The sequence below is a fragment of the Enterobacter sp. NFIX58 genome (assembly GCF_900110475.1).
In the GTDB taxonomy this organism is placed as follows: domain Bacteria; phylum Pseudomonadota; class Gammaproteobacteria; order Enterobacterales; family Enterobacteriaceae; genus Enterobacter; species Enterobacter quasiroggenkampii.
In genome coordinates, this window is record NZ_FODW01000002.1 from 410153 (window position 1) to 430096 (window position 19944).

General features: G+C 52.3%; 18 protein-coding genes. 2 read left to right on the forward strand and 16 right to left on the reverse strand.

What is annotated here, in order from left to right:
* Positions 1–9: 9 nt before the first annotated feature.
* The 9 genes from BMW97_RS11555 to BMW97_RS11595 all read right to left on the reverse strand — a co-directional run bounded on the left by BMW97_RS11555 (position 10) and on the right by BMW97_RS11595 (position 12609).
* Positions 10–2364, reverse strand: coding sequence for a type VI secretion system Vgr family protein (locus BMW97_RS11555; protein ID WP_090392817.1), 2355 nt, complete (start codon positions 2362–2364; stop codon positions 10–12).
* Positions 2357–5026, reverse strand: a complete 2670-nt coding sequence (tssH, locus tag BMW97_RS11560; protein WP_090392912.1) for a type VI secretion system ATPase TssH — start codon at positions 5024–5026, stop codon at positions 2357–2359. The genes BMW97_RS11555 and tssH overlap by 8 nt, the downstream gene beginning before the upstream one ends.
* A gap of 169 nt (positions 5027–5195) precedes the next feature.
* Positions 5196–5687, reverse strand: coding sequence for a type VI secretion system effector Hcp (hcp, locus tag BMW97_RS11565; protein WP_090392819.1), 492 nt, complete (start codon positions 5685–5687; stop codon positions 5196–5198).
* 4 nt (positions 5688–5691) lie between these two features.
* Positions 5692–7374 carry an OmpA family protein gene (locus BMW97_RS11570; RefSeq protein WP_090392821.1) on the reverse strand — a complete coding sequence of 561 codons (1683 nt, stop codon included), beginning with the start codon at positions 7372–7374 and terminating at the stop codon, positions 5692–5694.
* The gene (tssL, locus tag BMW97_RS11575; RefSeq protein ID WP_090392823.1) at positions 7374–8111 is read right to left on the reverse strand and encodes a type VI secretion system protein TssL, short form; all 738 of its coding nucleotides are present in this window, start codon (positions 8109–8111) and stop codon (positions 7374–7376) included. Before tssL ends, BMW97_RS11570 begins: the two co-directional genes overlap by 1 nt.
* Positions 8108–9457: a type VI secretion system baseplate subunit TssK gene (tssK, locus tag BMW97_RS11580; protein ID WP_090392825.1), complete on the reverse strand. Its 1350-nt coding sequence runs from the start codon at positions 9455–9457 to the stop codon at positions 8108–8110. The genes tssL and tssK overlap by 4 nt, the downstream gene beginning before the upstream one ends.
* Positions 9458–9475: 18 nt before the next feature.
* Positions 9476–11023, reverse strand: coding sequence for a type VI secretion system contractile sheath large subunit (gene tssC / locus BMW97_RS11585; protein ID WP_090392827.1), 1548 nt, complete (start codon positions 11021–11023; stop codon positions 9476–9478).
* A gap of 33 nt (positions 11024–11056) precedes the next feature.
* Complete coding sequence (gene tssB, locus BMW97_RS11590; protein ID WP_090392829.1) at positions 11057–11554, reverse strand: type VI secretion system contractile sheath small subunit; 498 nt, start codon at positions 11552–11554, stop codon at positions 11057–11059.
* A gap of 449 nt (positions 11555–12003) precedes the next feature.
* The gene (locus BMW97_RS11595) at positions 12004–12609 is read right to left on the reverse strand and encodes a DUF2913 family protein (protein WP_090392831.1); all 606 of its coding nucleotides are present in this window, start codon (positions 12607–12609) and stop codon (positions 12004–12006) included.
* Between the two features lie 297 nt (positions 12610–12906).
* On the opposite strand from BMW97_RS11595, the gene BMW97_RS24385 reads away from it, so the two are divergent.
* The gene (locus BMW97_RS24385; protein WP_055322472.1) at positions 12907–13038 is read left to right on the forward strand and encodes a hypothetical protein; all 132 of its coding nucleotides are present in this window, start codon (positions 12907–12909) and stop codon (positions 13036–13038) included.
* Positions 13039–13235: 197 nt separating this feature from the next.
* On the opposite strand, the gene BMW97_RS11600 is transcribed toward BMW97_RS24385, so the two are convergent.
* From BMW97_RS11600 to BMW97_RS11620, 5 genes are all read right to left on the reverse strand, one after another.
* Positions 13236–13796, reverse strand: coding sequence for a DUF3296 domain-containing protein (locus tag BMW97_RS11600; RefSeq protein ID WP_090392833.1), 561 nt, complete (start codon positions 13794–13796; stop codon positions 13236–13238).
* Positions 13797–13874: 78 nt separating this feature from the next.
* Positions 13875–14114 (reverse strand): DUF7828 domain-containing protein, encoded by a 240-nt coding sequence (locus BMW97_RS11605; protein WP_090392834.1) that lies wholly within the window; start codon positions 14112–14114, stop codon positions 13875–13877.
* 33 nt (positions 14115–14147) lie between these two features.
* The gene (locus tag BMW97_RS11610; protein ID WP_090392914.1) at positions 14148–14426 is read right to left on the reverse strand and encodes a hypothetical protein; all 279 of its coding nucleotides are present in this window, start codon (positions 14424–14426) and stop codon (positions 14148–14150) included.
* A gap of 73 nt (positions 14427–14499) precedes the next feature.
* Positions 14500–14733, reverse strand: coding sequence for a helix-turn-helix transcriptional regulator (locus BMW97_RS11615; RefSeq protein ID WP_175481440.1), 234 nt, complete (start codon positions 14731–14733; stop codon positions 14500–14502).
* Between the two features lie 135 nt (positions 14734–14868).
* Positions 14869–15504 (reverse strand): inovirus Gp2 family protein, encoded by a 636-nt coding sequence (locus tag BMW97_RS11620; protein WP_090392838.1) that lies wholly within the window; start codon positions 15502–15504, stop codon positions 14869–14871.
* Positions 15505–16612: 1108 nt separating this feature from the next.
* Here BMW97_RS11620 and BMW97_RS11625 point away from each other — a divergent pair.
* Positions 16613–17383 carry a hypothetical protein gene (locus BMW97_RS11625; RefSeq protein ID WP_090392840.1) on the forward strand — a complete coding sequence of 257 codons (771 nt, stop codon included), beginning with the start codon at positions 16613–16615 and terminating at the stop codon, positions 17381–17383.
* A gap of 15 nt (positions 17384–17398) precedes the next feature.
* Here the strand turns inward: BMW97_RS11625 and BMW97_RS11630 are convergent, their stop codons facing one another.
* Entirely contained in the window at positions 17399–18274 is an 876-nt protein-coding gene (locus BMW97_RS11630) for a hypothetical protein (protein ID WP_090392842.1), read from the reverse strand.
* A gap of 231 nt (positions 18275–18505) precedes the next feature.
* A complete protein-coding gene (locus BMW97_RS11635; RefSeq protein WP_090392844.1) occupies positions 18506–19450 on the reverse strand; it encodes a glycosyltransferase in 945 nt (314 codons plus the stop codon).
* Positions 19451–19944 lie beyond the last annotated feature (494 nt).

Sequence of the window (19944 nt, forward strand, 5' to 3'; positions counted from 1 at the left end):
TCTGTTCCCTCAGTTGCTCAGTGGTTTGCTGATGACGCGTTTAATTTCAGCTATCTCAGTGATGTTGAAATCCGGGGCGGAGAAAGGCATATCATCGCCGCTGCCGGGCACCAGGTATTCCCCCACCTTCATGGTCAGATCACCTTTCGAGCCGTGCTCAATCCCGCTGTCGCTGAGTTTCAGATAAGAGCCGCCGCCATTCACCGTCAGGGATTTAGGCGTACTGATAACAATTTCATCGTCAGTACTGGTGATGGTCAGTTCTTTTTGCGCACTCATGTCCAGTGTGTTGTGCCGGGAATGCATTTCCACGTCGCCGAGGTTAGCTATCATTCGCACACCCGCTTTGTGTGCAAACAGCCCCAGTTCATTCTCAGCACTCATGGAGATGTTTTTCATTGCCCCCATGTCAATGTGCTTCCCGGCCGTCAGCATCGTATTCTGTGTACTGGTGAGCTGCAGGTGCTCCCCTGACGTGAAGGCAATCCCCTGCGGAGCAGACGCCAGCAGGACAGCAGCCTGCAAATCAGCAATGCTCTGCATCAACAGGTTGTTCTGTGCCTGAATATCACTGACCAGAGCTTTCGCGGCTTCGGCTGCATTGTTCAATGCCTGCATTTCACGGTTGGCCTGTTTGATGCGGTTGACTGCCGGTGCCATGTCCAGCATCTGTCCCTCACCTTTTGCCTGCGCATCCGCTGTCAGGAACATGCCTCTTCCTGCACGTACGGCTCCGTATTCATCGGTACGCAGTTCAAAGCCGGTACCCCGTGGCTCACGCCGGGCGTCAACCACATGACCACCGTTAAGCTGCGTTTTCCCGTAAGGCGTCGCGAGCTTGAAATGCTCTTCCTGACGCTTGTCTTCCAGTCGGAATTTGTTGTCCCCGGCGGTACGCCAGATGTTGCGCGTGTGGTTATCGCGGGTAACGTGATCCGGATGTTCGGAATCATGCTGGGCGTGGGCGATGTAGGGCCTGTCCGGATCCCCGCTGTCGAACATCACGGAAACTTCAGTCCCATCGAGCAGCGGTGAGTGAAAACCGTAGGTATCCCCGGCATACGGCTTTGCCATTCGCAGCCACAGGTACGCGTATCCCTGCTCAGCCTCACTGCGGTCAAAATCGAGTCTGACCCGGTAGCGCCCCTGGTTGTCCAGGTACGCATAGGTGTCACCCTTCTCGTCGCTTTCCACCCGGGCAGGCAGAGAGCCCGCTATTACCGGGCGGTTGATTAATGCCGGACGATAGCAGACGGTTTCACTGTATGGGATCCCCGTGAAGTGCAGTTGAAAACCCTTGTCACGTGCACCGGATGTCTGAATACCGGTGATCACGATGCCGTCTTTCAGCGACGCAGGGATACTCCCCTGAGGCTCCAGCACCTCACCGGGTGCCAGCAGCGGGCTGCTTGCACGCCCTGTTACCGTCTGCTGCCCATTGAGATAGCGCTCATGACGCAGGCGGGCATACCAGGCCCCGCCTTCCGGCGTGTCAGCATCGCCCTCACTCAGGAATGGTTCAGCGTAGTGATACACCTCACCGGTGGTGCTCCCCCCTTCCTGTCGCACGGTGACGGAGCTGTCCTGTGGTGTCAGGGCTTCACGATAGTTGTAATCGCGGGTCGAAACGCTGCCGGTTACCACCCGGTCTTCCGGGCTGATATCCCAGACGCTTTCCTGGCCGTTATCACTGGTGCGTGACGGCGGAACTACCGGGAGTTTTACGCCAAACTGATACTGCATCTGACTGTCCTGGAAAATCACCACATCCTGTTCAATGTGACTGTCCATTTCAAAACGCCAGAAAATGCCCACCTCAGCCAGCAGGCGCTGGATGAATTCAAGATCCGTCTCACGCCACTGAGTAATCAGTTCACGAACCGGATAATGCTGCGACAGGCGAAACTCAAAATCGGCCCCTTCCAGCCCGTGCGCGCGCAGGATCTGCTCCACGACTTCCGGTACTGACAGATTCAGATACACCTCGCTGCGTTGCGTGTGCTGCATCAGGGCAATACGCGGCACGATGCGCAGGGCATAGGTGATTTCATCTCCTGATACGGAGATCCGACGGAACGTATCCACCACACCATAAACCGTGCGCACCGGCACGGCTGATGACCCATCAAAGAGCGGCGTCTGAAAGGTAAAGGAGGCCGGTTTCAGCATCACTTCACTGCTGGCAATACTCGCCGCACAGGTGACGGTGACCTCGTAACGCCACGGCTGACTCAGCGATTCGCTGGCACGAAAGCGCAGGACATCCAGGAAATGATCGCACTCATGCACATCCACCCGGTAGCGTGACAGACCCAGGATTTCATCAATTGCCTTCTGTGCCAGGCTGCTTAAGCGTTCAGTCATCGGTCATCTCCTGCTGTGTATTCTGCACGGCATCAAACTCCAGCACGATGCCCTCCTCCTCATCCCAGCCAAGCGTCAGACTGTGCGGTTTCTGCTTCGCGGCCATGTAAGTCAGCAGCTGTTGGCTCAGTACCGGCAGGATTTGCTGATTGAGCAGGCTATCGACGTTACGCGCCCCGGTATCCGGCAGCAGGCAGGCGGAAGTGAGTGTGTCATACAGGCTCTCGTCAATATGCGTGGTCAGGCCGTAATGACGATGCAGGCGCTTGCTCACCTGGGCGAGCTTCATTTCCACAATGGTGCGCATGGCGGATTCTGCCAGCGGACGATAAATCACGGTCTGGAAGCGGGCCAGCAGCGCAGGCTGGAAGTGGTCGCGCAGGATCGGGCGTAGCAGTTCATGCAGGTCGCTTTCACTGGCATCCGGCTGTTCATCCAGCAGTTGCATGAGGTGGTCGCTGCCGAGGTTAGAGGTCATCAGAATAACGGTATTACGGAAGTCGATTTCACGCCCTTCGCCGTCGCGCATAAAGCCGCGGTCGAATACCTGGTAGAACAGGTTCATGACGTCACGGTGCGCCTTTTCCACCTCATCGAGAAGCACCACACTGTACGGGCGCTTGCGCACGGCTTCGGTGAGAATACCGCCCTGGCCGTAACCCACGTAACCCGGAGGCGAGCCTTTCAGCTGGGAAACAGTATGTGGCTCCTGGTATTCGGACAGGTTGATGGTAATGAGTGACTTCTCACCGCCGTACAGCACATCCGCCAGCGCCAGCGCAGTTTCAGTCTTACCGACGCCACTCGGACCAACCAGCAGGAACACGCCCTGCGGACCGTTCTCGGACGTAAGCCCGGTTTTCGCCGCACGCAGACGCTGAGCGATAGCATTAAGGGAAGCATCCTGCCCGACCACACGTTTACCGATTTCATTTTCCAGAGTCAGCAGTTCGGTCTGTTCATCTTTCATCAGGGAAGACAGCGGCACGCCGGTCCAGTCGGCAATCACGTTCGCGACCGTGCGGGTGTCCACATCCGGCCGGATTAGTGCACCGTCCTGCTGCAGAAAATCCAGCTGTTGCTGCAGGGTGTGAATGTCTGCCTGACGACTGATGTCCTGACGGCAGGCTATCAGCTCCCCGACCAGCTGGCGCTCTACCTCAAGACGAGCTTCCTGCGTTTTCAGCTCCGATTCAAGCTCCGTACGCAGCGTGTCGATGACTGCCAGCCGGTCACCGTGTGACGATGCGCCTGCGGCAATGTCCTCCAGCAAGTCCTGTGTTTCCATCCCAAGCGCTATCAGACGGGATTTCAGGCGTACAATGGCTTCCGGCACGGTATCAAGACTCATGCGCACGCGCGCGGCGGCGGTATCCAGCAAATCAACAGCCTTGTCCGGCAGTTGGCGGCCGGTCAGGTAGCGACGGGACAGCGTAACCGCGGCACGGACCGCATCGTCGGTGATGTGCACGTTATGGTGTTCGGCATAGCGGGATTTGAGACCACGCAGCATCAGGCAGGCGGTGTCATCATCCGGCTCGTCGACCTTCACCATCTGGAAGCGGCGCTCCAGCGCGGCATCGCGTTCGAAGTAATGCTTATATTCAGACCATGTGGTGGCGGCGATAGTGCGAAGTTCGCCACGCGCCAGCGCAGGTTTCAATAGGTTGGCCGCATCTGCGCCTCCCGCCTGGTTACCCGCGCCGATGATGGTGTGGGCTTCGTCAATAAACAGCAAAATTGGGGTAGGCGACTGTTGTACAGCATCGATGACGTTTTTCAGGCGCTGTTCGAACTCACCTTTCACTCCTGCCCCCGCCTGCAACAGGCCAAGGTCGAGGGTGCGCAAAATAACCGGCTTCAGGCTTTCCGGAACGTTGCCTTCAGCGATACGTAAAGCCAGACCTTCCACCAACGCCGTTTTGCCGACGCCTGGTTCACCCACCAGAATCGGGTTGTTCTTACGACGGCGCGAGAGAATGTCTACCATCTGGCGGATTTCAGTATCACGACCAAAGACCGGGTCGATTTTGCCTTCTCTGGCTTTGGCGGTGACGTCGAGGGTGAATTTATCCAGCGCATTCTGCAGGGCCGGGGTCAGCTCCCCCTCTTTCAGTTCTGCACCCACCGGACGGCCGACAAACTCCACCTCTCCACCGTGGCTCTGCGCCAGCTCTGCTTCCTGCTGCACGTCCGGACGTTCGTCCGACTGTGCGTCGAGCAGCGGACGCAGACGCTCCAGCTGGCTCTGGCCCAGCGTCAGTAGCGGCCACAGCCCATCACAGCGAACCAGTTTCTGTTTCTCAACCAGCGCCATCAGCAGATGGATGCTGCGAATTTGTTCCTCGCCCTTAAGAGAAGCAATCAGCCAGGCTTCCTGTAGAAGAGACTGAATGGCATCAGACAGCTGCGGACGGTGTCGTACCGAGCGCGGCTGTTTATCGAGCCAGCCCAGCAAATCCTGCCAGATGGCGTCCATGTCCCACTCGTAGCGGCGGGCCAGCACCGTCAGGTCACCTTCGCCCTGCTCCAGCAGTTTCAGCAGCCAGTGTTCCGGCAGGATTTCTGCATGGGCGCGGGTCTGACACAGGGAGGCAGCCCCTTCCATCGCGCGGGCGCAGTAAGGGTTGAGACGTCGAAGGAGGATTGCCGGGTTTTCCATGTTTGCTTGCTCACTGTTGAGGACCATTCAGGCACGCTACCGCCCCTGGCCGTTACCGAGGCCCATAAGGTCTGTTTCCGGGATATGATGTTTTTTGCTGAACGCCCGCACAGGCAGGCGTTCAGCAAAAGCAAAAAAAGCGGACAGAGAAACTCTGCCCGCTTGCGACTTATGCGGTGGAGCGTTCGTTCCAGGAATCGGAATGAATGATGTTGCCGTCCTTGTAGGTCCAGGTGATTTTTTCGTAACGCAGCTCGATCTGCTCAAGGTGGTTATGCTTCTCGAAAGAAGGATCCTTGATGTCATGCATGACCGGGTTCACTTTCACCACTTTCACGTTTTCTAACTTCGTGTTGAAGTATTCAACTTCCTGACCGGCGTCGTTGATTTTGTACCACTTGAATTCCGCAGACTTGAGGGTCTGACCGGTGGTCACCGCCTTGTACAGATACGGGCTGGAGGAGTCGATTTCCTTGGTGAACAGGAACGGCGTGTGGATACGGGTACCGGTCAGCTTGCCGGTGTTGTTGTCGGTCGGGATGTACAGGTTATGCTCCTGAGCGACAACTTCGATGCTGCCGTCACGATCCTGAACGTCCACGGACCCTTTGATGTCCGCGCCGCCGTCGTCTTTCAGCCAAAGATAAACAGGAATTGCCATGGAATTACTCTCCATTGTGTTGTGATGCGTCATCATCCTGCGATGACGCCTGGGTGTTGCCCGGTATCTGACAGGCATCGGCCTGCGGTACCAGACTGATTTCGACACGGCGATTGAGCGCACGGCCCTCCGGCGTGTCATTCGTTGCGACAGGACGGCTTTCGCCATAGCCCTGCACCGCAAAACAGCTCTCCGGCACATCGCCGGTATCGCGCATCCAGTTACGTACCGATTCGGCTCGTTTTTGCGAGAGTGTCTGATTCAGTTGCGGGTTACCGGTGTTGTCGGTGTACCCGCTGACCACAATCAGCCAGCCCGGTTTGGCCTTGATCCCCACCAGAGAATTGACCAGCATTTTGGTCGACCCCGTTTTCAGGTCAGATTTGCCGGAATCGAACAGCGACATGCTGTCGAGACGAATAATCTTCGGTACCGGTTTGGATTTCGGCTGCGGTGGCGGCGGGGGTGGTACCCAGGTATCGATAGCCTGCTGAACCGCAAGCCACAGACGTTCGCCCGGATACAGCCCCAGACCATAACGTTGCGGCACGCCCTGACGCTGCCAGCGTTCCAGTAACAGCGCATCCTGCTGCAGGGCATGCAGTGACTGTGCTTTTGGGGCGTAGTGATCCATGGGGATGGCCTGCCAGCGTTGCAGGTCAGCGGCCACCCGGCGGATCAGGGTCTGGTTATGCAGAACGGACAGCGCGAGTGCACCGAGTGCGCACAGCAGCAGGACCATCACCACCTTACGCCCGGTTTTGCCTCCCTGTAACGGCGTGGTGTACGGCATCAGAAGCGGCAGCACCGGATCGGCAAAATGCCAGCGCGGTTCATGCACACAGGCACAGGTCGCGGGAGAAATGCGGGTCAGACGGAACAGCCACTGTGGCCACAGGGCACTGGCGACGGTCTGTATCTGGCCCAGACGCAGGGTGACGGCAAACGGACGGATTGCGGGACACAGCCGGTCGGATTTGCCCAGTTCATCCAGCATAATCGTGTGAAGCATTGCGGTTGCCTGGGTCAGAAACGGCTGAACGGTGGCGGTCTGTGCCATACGCTGCCACTCACTGAGAGTGACTGCCGGTTCGTCTTCCGGGCACACCAGGGATGTATTGCCCCGCACCACTATCCACGGCGTCTCCGGGCCACTGAACTCCGCATTCAGCACCACAGGAACGTCATAACCGGTCAGTCCGCGAAGCTGCTTCACCTGCAGCCGCAGTGCTTTCAGGGACGCCCGCAGCAGCGCCTCATCATCATGGCGGTCTGGCAGGCTGCGGTACATCACCGAAAGCTGCCCGGCCATCACCGGCGTGCGGGCCAGCAAACGGGTGGCGAGTGGCATCAGTTCAGAAAGCTCTGCTACCCGGAGATACCAGCCCTGGGTCGTGCGACGAAAAGATCCCAGGGCGAACATGTTGTCATCCACATCCCCGCAGACCAGCACAACCGGTCCGGTATGGTCTTCCGGCGGAAAGTCGCTGGCGTCGTCCACCAGCTGTGCCGGCTGCAGGCGACGGTAACGCTGGCGGATAACCCACCCTGAAACCAGCAGTGCCGCCAGCGTCAACAGTGATTTTCCTGCCACACCCCAGGTCAGAAAGCCCCATACCAGCCACAGTACGGCAATCAGACAGACCAGCACCGGAAACGCCGCGCGGGCGAACGTACGTCCTCCCATCAGCGCAGCTCCGGCAGTTGCTGATGCAGCAGCGTCTGCAGCCAGAGATGACCACCGAGCCACACAACTCCTGTCAGTACGACGGCCACCACTATCCAGAACCAGACCGATCGCAGCAGGTTGTAGCGACGTCGTCCGGTTTTGTGCACAACCAGGGAGGCACCGGTTTCCAGTGCCGGGACGCGTTCGTTGAGCGCCGAGATAACCTCATCACGACGGGACTGCCCCACACCGGACAGGCTGTACTGGCCCTGGAAACCCAGCGCCAGTACGCGCTGATAGCAGGTCAGTACTGCAGGCTCCGGAGCAGGCTGGCGCAATACTTCCGCGATACGATCGTACAGGGCACCACCGGCACGCAGGGTGCCAAAGTAGACCGTCTGTAACGGCGCTGAACGCCAGGCTTTCTGGGCCGCATCCAGCGTGACCACTGGCGTAGTGTCATCGCCTTCGGTTGCTGCCGACGCGAACTCACCGGTCCTGAACGCTGACAACTTCTGAGCCGGTTTGCGGTTCAGGACGGTTTCATCCAGCAGGGCGCACTGGGCATAGGTGATGTGATCAATGCTTTCACTGTCATACCCGGCGCGCTCCAGTGCTTCACGCACGCTGTCCACCTGCCCTTTACAGGCAGCGTAAAGCGCGGGGCCATCGGTGACCTCACCACCGTGACGCAGTTGCGCCACGGTGAGCCAGGTTTCAGCCATCAGGGCATCAATATCGGCGTCTTTTTTCATGAGCGCAGCACCGCAAACAGCTCCAGCTCCAGCTCACCGAGCACGGACGGGACGTAGAACACGCAGACACCCTGATCCAGCATTTCACGCGCGGCATCGCTCTCCATATCCAGCACAAAGTACTGGTTCTCCAGACGAATCGGCAGTGCGGCTGGCACACGGCTGAGCGCAATCAGGCCAATCCCTTCCACGGCCACACCCGACACCTCACCGACGCTGGCAGGCGCTCCGGCAATGCAGACTTCTGCAAAGCGTTCCGCAATTTGCCAGGCTGGCTGGTTAGAGCGAACCGACAGATAGAAATCGGCTTCGTCACGCAGACGAATGTCGTGCAGCACCGCTTTCCAGGTTTCCGGATCCATCCTGTCCATTCTGACCGCCACCACGCGTGACGGCAGGCTCGCTTCCAGCAATTCGCTGATGAGATCAAATAACGGCGGAAAGGTGTTTTCAGGCCGGCGGTGGTCATACCCCGGAATGGCATCCAGGTCGTGCTCCAGCGAGAAGGTCAGCATACTACCGGCAAGGCGCGCCAGCTCGGCCCAGACCTGTTCCGGGTGTCGGTCAGGGAAACGCTCAAATTCAGAGAGCACACGGGCATGTGAGTTCAGGGCATTCAGCAACCAGAACAACGAAACGTCAGCGACCGCAAAATCGGCCATTCTGTCGTTGCTTTCACGACGCATGGACATCAGACGCTGACGGCGCGAACGCAGCTGACGGTTTAGCAGCGCCAGTCGTTCACACAGCCCACGGCTGGCCGAGAATAACGCCATCGGCGGGATAAAATCCGGATCCTGACGCCAGCCTCCCTGCCCGTCGCGCAGCAGTCGGGCAACGGCGCAGGTATCCCATGCACCGTTGTCTTCATGTCCGAAACGGAAGGCCAGATTAAAGCGGGCCACCGCCATCGACTCTTCTTCCTGACCGAAACGGTCGGCGATCGTCTCCCAGGCTTCCCGATAGCGCAACGGACGCTCTGCCGGCACCGTGTCCGACTGCACATTCACAATCCCGACCTGCATAACCGGCAACGCCACATACACCGTCACCGGGCCATTACCGGCAGAAGCCGGCGCCTCAATTTCCCGCGGCTCCGGTGGCAGGTCGCTGAACCGGGTATCAACCAGCGTGTCATCCGGAAGCCACAGACGCAGCGACTGCGCCTGGACCCGACCGGAGGCCAGCATCGCCTCATCCAGCTCTATCTGACCGACGCCCCAGGGAAAGGCACTGCCACGGGCAGCCACACCGGCCCGGGAAAGTGCGTCCCACTCAGACTGCTGCTGGAACTGTTGCGGGGCCAGCAAGGCCCCTTCGTTCCATAACGGACGATGAATTTTCATCCCTGATTTCCCCTTGCCTTACGATTTGGCTTTCGGCATCTGGGAAACCAGTGACAGGTTGACGTCCATGCCTTCGACCTGGAAATGCGGTACCGCATACAGGCGAACGCGGAAGAAGCCCGGATTGTCCTCAATGTCTTCCACCACCACTTTGGCGTCACGCAGCGGATGAGAGGCCTGCAGCTCATCGCCCGGATCGGTCATTTCGGTCACCAGGCTTTTTACCCAGGTGTTCAGCTCCAGCTCCAGCAGACGACGGTCTTTGGTGGTGCCGATATTTTCGCGCTGAATCAGCTTCAGGTAGTGCGCAATACGCGACAGCAGGAAAATGTACGGCAGACGCGCGTTGATACGGCTGTTAGCCGTCGCATCGGCGGTGTCATACAGGGCCGGCTTCTGTGTGGAGTTCGCCGAGAAGAAGCAGGAGTAATCGCGGTTCTTGTAGTAGGACAGCGGAATGAAACCGAGGTTAGCGAACTCAAATTCACGGGTTTCCGGGATCATCACTTCTGACGGGATCTTGACCTGATTACCTGTACCCAGATCGTACAGATGAATTGGCAGATCCTGCACGGCACCACCTGCCTGCGGGCCACGAATTTGTACACACCAGCCGTTGTTGATGAAGCTGCGAACCATGTTGGATGCAAAGGCAAACGAAGCGTTGGTCCACAGGTATTTATCGTGATCCGGGCCCTTCACTTCTTCAACATAGTTGAAGCTACGAACAGGCACGGTGTCCGGGCCATAAGGCAGGCGACCCAGCACGCGCGGCATCACCAGACCGATATAGCGGGAATCGTCCGTCTCGCGGAAGGATTTCCACTTGATGTATTCAGCGCGATCGAAATAGTTACCGATATCCTTGATGGCCGCCACATCCTCCATACTGTCTTTCAGGAAGAATTTCGGGCCAGCGGAGCCGATAAACGGCATATGTGCAGCGGCAGACACTTTTGAAATGTTGCGCAGGAGCGCGACATCCTGCGCAGACGCATCAAATTCGTAGGCGGAAATCAGCGCGGCAATCGGCTCACCGCCCGGGGTGTCATATTCATCGATATATGTATGTTTATACAGTCCACTCTGGATGATTTCCGGGCTGTCTTCAAAGTCCTGACGCAGGTCTTCTTTGGACATATCCAGCAGTTCGACGCGCACGTTCTGGCGGAAATCGGTTTTGTCGACCAGGGATTTCACGCCGCGCCACAGACTTTCTACCGCCTGAAAGTCCTCATGGTGCATGACGGCATCCAGCTGACGGCTAATCTGGTAGTCCAGTTCAGCGATATGGTGGTCAATCAGATTTTTGTCGAGTTTTTCAACTTTTGAGCCTGCTTTGGTCAGGCACTCCAGGAACACCTGCATCCCCGCTGTTAAACGTTCATCCGCCGTTGCATCCGACATCGCCTGCGCGTCCTGCCAGATATCCAGCGCACTCAGCTCAGAAACCGGGCTCAGGTTAATTTTTTCAAACAGGGACGCATAAACCCCACCTGCAGCAGGACGTTCCAGCATCACGCTTTCGCCACCAGCCACATTCTCATTTTTTACAGACATCAGCATCTTCCTTATTAATCCGTTAAATCATCGTGACCGTTATGACTGTTTAGGTGCCAGATCAGACAGCTCTGAGCGGAGTTCTGCGCTTAACGCCGGGTCGAGCAGAATTTTTTCAAGCTCCTTACGGAAAGCCTGGTTGTCCAGCAGGTTCGCTTTTAAATCACGAAGCAGGTTGCGCATGGAAAGCATTGCCTTCAGCTGAGGGATCTGCCGGGAAACTTGCTCCGGGGTGAAATCCTTCATGCTCCGGAAGGTCAGGCTGATGTTGTCTTCGCTACCGTCATCAGCCAGCGTGTTTTTAACGGTCAGATTGACGTTTGGGGAATATTCGGATAACACTGAATCGAAATTATTTTTATTCAAATCAACTTTTTTGCGCTCAGACAGGGGGGCAGACTCCTGACCATTACTGAAGTCGCCCGCCACCAGTAATTTCAGTGGGAGCTCGGTTTTCTTGCTGGCTCCCCCTGTATGCAGGTCAAGCTTTAGATTAATACGTGCCTTTGGCACTTCATTCTGGAAACTATCAGCCATCTCATCATCCCTCGGTTTATCGCTGCGTGCACTTTCAGACTAAAGTGATTTACACGCGATAATAGAATAATGATCGACTTAAGATCAAATATACCGATCTTTAATCGGCATAGAGAAAATTCTTAAGAATTTTCCACTAAATGTTAATGGTGAATTGCACTGACATACCAGTAAAATGAACTATTACCAGCACATAAAACAAACATTTATGTCGCAGCAGTTAAAATGAATGGAGAATTGTTAATAAAATGATCTTTGATTGATCTGAATCAATATATTGAAAATTAAAATACCCATGCATTTTTAGAGATATAGTTTTCGATCAGAAAGAGATAAAAGGGGCGGAAAGTCATAGCCTTGCTTCATATGGGAAACACGGCAATAGCCATAAAGAACACATCAGAAACATAAGCGGTTTTATGTCCCGGCGGAGAACGTTTCATTAACTATCAGGGCTGTATGGCGATCCTGTCAGGCTTCAGCACGACAGTTGGGAGTGCATGGGACTGGAAAACCGCCATACATGCTGACAGGTTGCCCGTCACCAGAAACTCAACCGGCGCAACCAGTTTGCCCTCAACCGAAAATCCACCGGTCAGCGCCGACTTCCTTACCAGCAGCGCATCCGTATTGCTGTATTCCTGGAGCAGAGGAGCCTCATTGTCACAGTCTTCGTCACTCACCACGGCATTGATCCAGCCCTGCGATTTGAGCTGTTCAATTGCGTACGTCAGCCGGTACAAATCCGACTGCGCAGACACCGGTCCGCTGCACGAAGACCAGAGATATTCCAGACGGCTGAATAAACTCGCGGCAAGACCTTTGTTTCGCCCCAGCGCCAGTAACCCTTCAATATCAGATGCAATAGCACGTGGAAACCTTTTTTGCTTATACGCCACCGTTAACCAGCGCAGTAAAAATGCATGCGTGCTGAGTGGCGACAATGCCTGGCCATCCTGCTGCGCGGTACGTAAGGCGACAAGGGCGCACCAGGCAAAATGAGCGAGTTTAGCGACGGTTTGTTCCGGGGGTAATGTATTGTGAGTATTATTCATTCGGGAAGTATATCTACTCAGAATCCCCCCAGGAAGACCAGGACAAGGATTGCACGCCTAAAAGCAGAAGATTAGCAGCCTCTGATTTAAAGCAGCCATAACGGATCGCATCCGCGCTGTTTCCTCCTCACTCCTGATCGTCGTTACAGAGAAAACGTCTGCTATCAGAAACGTGAGCGCAAGCGAATAACCATAATAAAAATAATGTCAACTATTGAAATGCAGCGTAGCCGTCCCAAAAAATACAGCAGCGGCATCACTTTGTTGCCGTGGTTAATCGTTTAAAAGGAAAGTACTATGAGTCTGAAACCAGGTCCGAAACCCGTAGCTCCTTCAACAGGAGAGCTTGATCAACGCCGCCGTGACAATAAAGATACGCCGGGAAATACTGATAAGTTAAAGCCCAGTAAATCCTCGGGTAAAAAATAGAAAGCCAGGTATTTACGCTGAAGCGATCAATTAGTGCATGAACCCAGCCTGTTATTCAAAAAGCCCTACAGGGCTTTTTTTGTTTCAATCGTCACCAGTGTTTTAGCCTGCTCAGGAGGTGTTTTGGTGATGTATTGCGGTAAACAGTCTTAAGCCTTTAATAACGATACCAAAATGGGTACCTCATAAACAGGGTATTAACCTGCTATTCCAGTTCTGACCATGGTAACTGGCGCGTCCATGGCCTGTATCCATGCTTTCAGTTGATTGAATGGGGATGAGAATGAGCCACGGTCAGACCGACTGATGGTTAGCGATACCATATTTGTCACTGCATCATAACGGATACCACTGACCGCCTGCCCTGCATCGCAGATGATCTTGCTCATATCCTGCAACGCGTTGTCGTTAAGCTGTGAAGTATTCCCTCCTCCTAACGTGTCAAGATTCATCATCAGCACCATCCGACAAACCGGAGTACTGGTTGCCCCCCATATCCAGCGTAAGACCGTCGGTGGTGAATGACGGCGAGTCTGCTGATGATTACGCGAATACTCGTCGGTGCGCTGCCAGACTTCGGTATGAAAACGCAACATCAATGACTGATAATCCGCAAGGTTCTCGCGGTATGGCAATTTCAGTGTAAAACCAAACGCGGCAAGTCGCGGATAATGATCAACGGCCTGCTGCAGAAAGGCACGAACGTGAGCCACATCAGCCAAATTCCCGGCAGTTGTGGCGGACAGGTAATGACTCATTGATTTCTCTTTCGTCGATGAAGGGAGGTGTGACAGTGCGAATGGCAGGAAAGGAGGTATTGCTGCCTTGTGCGCAGGTTAGCGGGCTTGCTTAGTCTGATGCGACTCCATGGTGGGACAGGCAATAATTTCATCCCGACCTGACATCGTGAGCGCATGCTGGAAATATGCGTCACTGTCATCCTGAGCAGGCACCAGCACCACCGGATGGGTACAATAGAAGCAGTAGAGCTTTTCTGCTGGCGGAAATCGGAAGTCTTTAACGTTAACCAGATAACCGAACTCATTAAGGGCGTATTTAGCAGTCTTTTGTTTCATATCTGTACCTTGAAATGATATCGAAAAAGGGATTCAGGCAACGTTGATTAGCTGGCCTTCCAGGGAGACGCTGTTGATACTGTGCTGAAGTTGCTGACAGGCCGATTTAAACTGCCGAAAATCAGCAGGTTTTGCCCGATGGCATTGAAATGAAGTGACTTTACTCAGCTGGTTAAGCGCCCTTGCGCGCCAACCCCGCCGCTCATCGTTATTACAGCATCCATACAAAGCATCGTTATACGTTCGCAACAGGGTGACACAGGAACGGTATTCCGCCACTGTTACATACTGCTTATTTTCGGTGAGTTTCATCTTCGCGTTCTTCCTGTTCTGCTGTGGTGAGGTGAACCCGGTCGGGCACTGGTAGCGTTGAAAAAACATGGATTCAGGACGAGCGGGATTCAGCCAATCTTTCCTGCATCCAGGCTTCCACTTCACTTTTACGCCAGCGACTGCTCCGACCCAACTTGATGGGTTTAGGGAACTGGTTCTCAGCAATCAGTTTGTAAAACCACTTGTCGGTCATGTTTGTGTAAGCGGTGATGAAGTGCATGTCGATAAGTGGATCGTCTGCATTCAGTAACGTCGTTGCAGGTGCAGCGCTGGTTTTGGTATTCATGCGTTTATTCTCCCTCTGAATGATTAGTGACAGGAGAAGACCGGCTGGGTTGGGTAACATTGCCCGCCGGAACTCCTTCAGAGGATTACGCTCATCGGTTAAAAAATACTGGCACTGCTGTTTGGCTGGCAGAGACTACTTCTGGCTGGCCCCCATTGAACGCTCATTCGGGCTGTAGACTTTGGTGTTATCTTTGGCGAGATAACTGAGACGAAACACGAGGCTATTAAAGTTGTTAACGAAGTCAGGCGCGTTACTGTCAAGGATATAAACACCATTTTTAGGGAAATGAACCAGGGACTGATACTCATCGTATCCTTTCAGATCCAGCGCACTCAGCCATGCCTGCCGGATCATACTGGCGAGATTATTCTCCTCCGAATCAAACCGGCCCAGCCCCCGGAAAAGGTCTTTATTAAAAAACATCACCAGGTGGTAATGCGGAAATTCAGCAGAATCAATTTCCTTTACCCAGAAATAACGAGGGATACAGGCATGTGCTTTCTTTCCTTCTTTCAGCAGCATTTTCCTGTAATGCCGGATTTTGGCTTTTACTGAACAAACAAAACGGCTTAAAAGGTCAGCCTGTAAATTCGGATGACATGTTAACGTATCATCCTGTCCCCATGATGGCGATAAACGTAAATCAACACGTACGGCTAATGTCCGGGCATGTTCATCGAGAGCGTACTGGAGAACATTTTCTATTTTCTTTAGATACTTGGCGTTTAATGAGCCATGGCGATGATCAAGTAATTCTGAATCAAACATAAAGTAATCTCTTACGGATATTAATAACAAATACACAATTGAGCTATGACTGACTTGCCAATCAGTTGCAGATGGATTTTATTGCAGCGAAATGGTGTTACTGATCAGATTGCAGGATAATTAACATCAGGAGTCAGAACTGGATGAAGCAATGCGTTAATACGCGGGGTAGATTCTGGTTACGTTATCGCTCAAACATGTTGCGTTGCCATTTAACGTTAAACCTTGCATTAATGCACACTAAAAGACAAACAATAACTGGAATACCTAATAACAATCTCAAATGAACATTAAGTGTCCTCACTATTAATAACTGGTAGTGATGTACATCATTTCATAGTTAGGTACAGTGTTCTTACCAATGATACTCATTGATTAAATGTGATACTAACATATAACACATGTGATACTAATAGACATCAATATATAACAAACACCAATATATATTACTATTACCGACCCTTATCAGGTTATCAGCAGTATATTAATAGGCATCATAGTAGTGTTTTTTTGGAAAAAAGAAGGATTAAATCACTCTCAAGTTAGCAACTCACATCAGGCATAAAATTTATTACTACCTATAGTAATTATCTGTTCTGCAATTGCACTTAACTTCAGCATAAATGAAGAACGGATAATCGCAAGTTAGCCAGACTGCTCACTAGCGCAAACCATAAAGCTAATCTCAATCAGAAGTCGAGCCAAATCCCGGAATAACCAGGTGATTTAACGTGCTACATTTCCACCGGGAGGTAAACGGTTATGCAACTCATATCATGTGGACGGATGTAAAAAATTACCCAGGCAGTACTCCCTGATGCTTCTACTCAACCGGCGTCAGTTCTTTTTCGACACTAGCCTTCCACGTCACTCTCATAAAACAAGTATTCCCTTTCCATCATCAGAATACTCCTTCCATACTGAAATGGGCATAAAATTACTAAAGAAACAGGCATGTATTTTTTAAAGCAGACTATTTAAAGAAATTATTTTACATTTATCAAAACTATAATTAAGCTTTTAACAAGCTATTTTCAGAAATGTTAGCTGCCAGATAGTGACATTTGAGAACAGAAAGATAAAAAGAACAATCCCGAGGAGAGTATCTATGCGTCGACCTGAAAATAATCAACAGCGACCAAACCAGGCTCATGCCGAAGCAAGCCAGTCACTTAGTTTTATTCCGGCTGATCAAAGTCGCCTGCTGGACTGGGTCGACTCAGAACGCATCACATTCTGGTGCTGGTTGTTTATCAGGAGTGCTTCATGCGCGTTTTTAGGTAAGCAGATAGCTGACCTGCAGGATAGCGATATTCCTTATAAGTTTTTTGAAGTCAGCAGCAAACCGTTAACGCATGATGAGCGTCTGGTTGCTGTGAAAAAATACTTTGAGGAGATGGAGAAAAAAACGAGCCGGGCTACAGCTTATGAGATCATGCTTGAAATGCAGGATGAGTGGTTATTTATTGCTGATAAAACAAAAGATATGTCGTGGCTTCCACGTAAAGAGTCCGTAGTTTGCTGGGCATGGGACTACATCAGAAAGCTATCCTATTTCAGCAAGAAAGGCATCTCATCCTGGTTTCAGCCACGCAATGTAAACGAAAAAAGAATGGCGATCATCGCTGCGTTTGACGAGTTATTCCCGGGAGAATATATACACAGGCTTGACATCATTAAGTACAGGAATCATTTAATAAAGAATCTGAAGGCTGCGTATGATAAAAAAATGGGCAGTAAAAGCGATAAACTCAGGACACAGATTAGCGTAAAAATTAGCAAACATGCAAAACAACGGCTCGATACCCTTATGAAGGAAAGAGGTGCCACACAACAATCCATTATCGAACAATTGCTGCTGAACGGGAGGCTCGACTGACAATTGCTGATGACGTTACTCTGACCATTTCTTTTTTTTACGTTTGAGATAATTACGTTTATTGGCAGTAAAAAGATAACGAGTATGAACGGCGTGTACAAATGATCTAATGGCGTCCCTTTTTGCCTGCAAAGAGGGAAACTGCTCCTGATGCTCGCGAATAAAGCAGGAAAAGAAATCCCCGTCATCAGGATACAGAAAGGTAAAGAACAGGCTGTCACCTAACGAGTTTAGCATATGTTTATCTTTGATTATCCGGAACAAGTCCCATAAAAGATCATGTTCTGTACTGTATCCAAGTCGCTTACATTCGAGCGTAAAAAGGATAAACGACGGGGCAATTTTTTCTCCTGTCATGCCATAAACTTTAATATCAGGGTCAGTTATCCTTCTGATTTCTTCCGGCGTCGATGGCAGATGACGGAGTTTCTCATTTGCTGCCGTTTTTGAACCAAACGCCCTGCTTAATGCAGCATACAGACTCCCTTTAAACTCCTGCACTGGCATATGTTTCGCTGCATTTATTTGTCTGTAGGCATCCACCTTTCTCCGTACAGAGCGTGGGATAATCATATACTGAGCCCCCAGGGATGATTGAAGGGTGCTCCGTTTATGAACCGGAGAGATTTCAACCCAGGAGGAAAATCCTGCAGCGTTTTTTATCCAGCTAGCCGCCAGTTGCAGGAGGTATAAATCCCGAACATCATTAAAATCAAAGACAGATCCCGGTGCTGTCGGATCAGTCTTATCCGATACGAAAACACGTCCTGTTCGCTTCAGCATCCGCTGGGTTGCCAGCCACACCTTACCTGATCTCAACGCGTCCGAATGCTGTTCAGCCTGAATGTCGTTCAGAAATTGTCGTCTTGATGTCAGTGGTCCGGAGCTCATAACGTCGTATCACGATTGAAGAAAATTTCACGTCTATATTACCTCAGTGAACAACCTGCTGATGCCTTTTCTTCCTGAATTTTCCATACTCAGTACAAACAGCAGACAGGTTTACTTCGTTCATCAATTTATGCATATCACACGTGACTGTTGATGACTCGCCCTGTCAACGAACACAACCCTATTCCGGCCTGTAGTTGCACACTGTAAGTCAAAATTCCATACCGGGGCTCACCGGTAAATTTTCACAACGAATTTCAGCAGAAAAAAGACATCGCTCGGACTGCTGACACCCGTAATCAGCTGCCGGAAGCTGATTCGCTCCCTGAACAGCGATCGCGTTGCCTGCCTGCTGGTAATTTTACGGCGGTAAAGCCCGAGAAAATGACGGCACTCAACCAGCGCATGCCTTCTCAGGGATGTACTGATTGGATGGTGCTGTGGCAGGGATGAGAGCGCGAGAATGTCGCTGATAACGTCAATGTAGCTGTGTGCACGGATATCGTAGTAGTCCTGACGGTGGGTAATGGATACCGGGTTTGTAATGTAGAAATAGTCCTTCCTGTCAGCAAAATAAAACAGGCCGTTTGCAGCGGCAAGGTTAATCGTCCAGAGAATGTCTTTGTGACTTTTACCCTCCTGAAAACGCAGATTATTCTTCCTGATGTAAGATGAGCGAATCATCTGCAGCCACAGGTAATGCGGCCATTCTTTCTGTGCCACGCAATGCTGTATCCACGCATGCCCGCTGACCGCCTGAGCATAAAGCTGTTTACGATGAACCGGTCGCCGCTGCAGGCAACTGCTGTTGGTATGCCAGCCATTGAAAAGGGCAACATCGGCCTGGTTCTCCCGTGCGCTCTTCAGTCGCTCCCGGAGAAAACCTTCTTCAATCCGGTCATCCGCATCCAGAAAGACCACCCACTCACCGCCATGAACCGCCAGCGCGGTGTTACGTGCGGCATATACACCCTGATTTTCCTGGTGAACAAGAATCAGCCGCTCATCAGTGATGGCGTTGAGTATGGTCGACGTTTCGTCGGTAGAGCCGTCATCCACAACAATCACCTCAATGCTGAGTGTTTGCTCGCTGAGGAGTCCATGCAACAGATGGCCGATGCTGGTCTGTGCATTGAAAACCGGGATAATAATGCTGACATCAATTTCAGGCTGCATATCGGGCTACACTTTCCCTTCGCTGTCATCTTTCTGACGCCTGACGGGGAGAATGCGCTTTTCCCTGATTTCCTGCTCAGTATCAAATAAGCACTCGTCGCAGTATTCCTTATCAAGCCCAAACAGGCGGCTGATGACGCCCCTTCTCTTGTTACATCTTGCACATCGTTTCATTCCATCCCCTGTATGACTTTTACTCAGCCAGCTTCACGCTTAGCCGGATACACCTTCTTAAAAACAGTGCATTACAAAGATTCATCACTGTCCCATGATTGTCTTTACAAAATTATTAATTGATTATACAGATCAATTATATCAAATCGATCGATAAAAACGATCATGATATTACCGATTGCACGCACCCTGGCATAGGTTTTTTGACGGGCCATTTCCACGGCCCGGAGGGGATATCGACAACGAAGAGGACAGGGCGAAGGTTTCCCGCTGATTAGCGAGGTGATGAGTACTTTCAGGAAGTAAAACCATTCGGGAAG

What these genes read in the sequence shown, in the direction of transcription:
- tssK (WP_090392825.1), bottom strand. Translation starts at nt 9,457, where the DNA reads ATGAAAATTCATCGTCCGTTATGGAACGAAGGGGCCTTGCTGGCCCCG.
- tssB (WP_090392829.1), bottom strand. Translation starts at nt 11,554, where the DNA reads ATGGCTGATAGTTTCCAGAATGAAGTGCCAAAGGCACGTATTAATCTA.
- BMW97_RS11630 (WP_090392842.1), bottom strand. Translation starts at nt 18,274, where the DNA reads ATGAGCTCCGGACCACTGACATCAAGACGACAATTTCTGAACGACATT.
- BMW97_RS11600 (WP_090392833.1), bottom strand. Translation starts at nt 13,796, where the DNA reads ATGAGTCATTACCTGTCCGCCACAACTGCCGGGAATTTGGCTGATGTG.
- BMW97_RS11615 (WP_175481440.1), bottom strand. Translation starts at nt 14,733, where the DNA reads ATGAATACCAAAACCAGCGCTGCACCTGCAACGACGTTACTGAATGCA.
- tssL (WP_090392823.1), bottom strand. Translation starts at nt 8,111, where the DNA reads ATGAAAAAAGACGCCGATATTGATGCCCTGATGGCTGAAACCTGGCTC.
- BMW97_RS24385 (WP_055322472.1), top strand. Translation starts at nt 12,907, where the DNA reads ATGAGTCTGAAACCAGGTCCGAAACCCGTAGCTCCTTCAACAGGAGAG.
- BMW97_RS11570 (WP_090392821.1), bottom strand. Translation starts at nt 7,374, where the DNA reads ATGGGAGGACGTACGTTCGCCCGCGCGGCGTTTCCGGTGCTGGTCTGT.
- tssH (WP_090392912.1), bottom strand. Translation starts at nt 5,026, where the DNA reads ATGGAAAACCCGGCAATCCTCCTTCGACGTCTCAACCCTTACTGCGCC.
- BMW97_RS11605 (WP_090392834.1), bottom strand. Translation starts at nt 14,114, where the DNA reads ATGAAACAAAAGACTGCTAAATACGCCCTTAATGAGTTCGGTTATCTG.
- BMW97_RS11635 (WP_090392844.1), bottom strand. Translation starts at nt 19,450, where the DNA reads ATGCAGCCTGAAATTGATGTCAGCATTATTATCCCGGTTTTCAATGCA.
- BMW97_RS11555 (WP_090392817.1), bottom strand. Translation starts at nt 2,364, where the DNA reads ATGACTGAACGCTTAAGCAGCCTGGCACAGAAGGCAATTGATGAAATC.
- tssC (WP_090392827.1), bottom strand. Translation starts at nt 11,023, where the DNA reads ATGCTGATGTCTGTAAAAAATGAGAATGTGGCTGGTGGCGAAAGCGTG.
- BMW97_RS11595 (WP_090392831.1), bottom strand. Translation starts at nt 12,609, where the DNA reads ATGAATAATACTCACAATACATTACCCCCGGAACAAACCGTCGCTAAA.
- BMW97_RS11625 (WP_090392840.1), top strand. Translation starts at nt 16,613, where the DNA reads ATGCGTCGACCTGAAAATAATCAACAGCGACCAAACCAGGCTCATGCC.
- BMW97_RS11610 (WP_090392914.1), bottom strand. Translation starts at nt 14,426, where the DNA reads ATGAAACTCACCGAAAATAAGCAGTATGTAACAGTGGCGGAATACCGT.
- BMW97_RS11620 (WP_090392838.1), bottom strand. Translation starts at nt 15,504, where the DNA reads ATGTTTGATTCAGAATTACTTGATCATCGCCATGGCTCATTAAACGCC.
- hcp (WP_090392819.1), bottom strand. Translation starts at nt 5,687, where the DNA reads ATGGCAATTCCTGTTTATCTTTGGCTGAAAGACGACGGCGGCGCGGAC.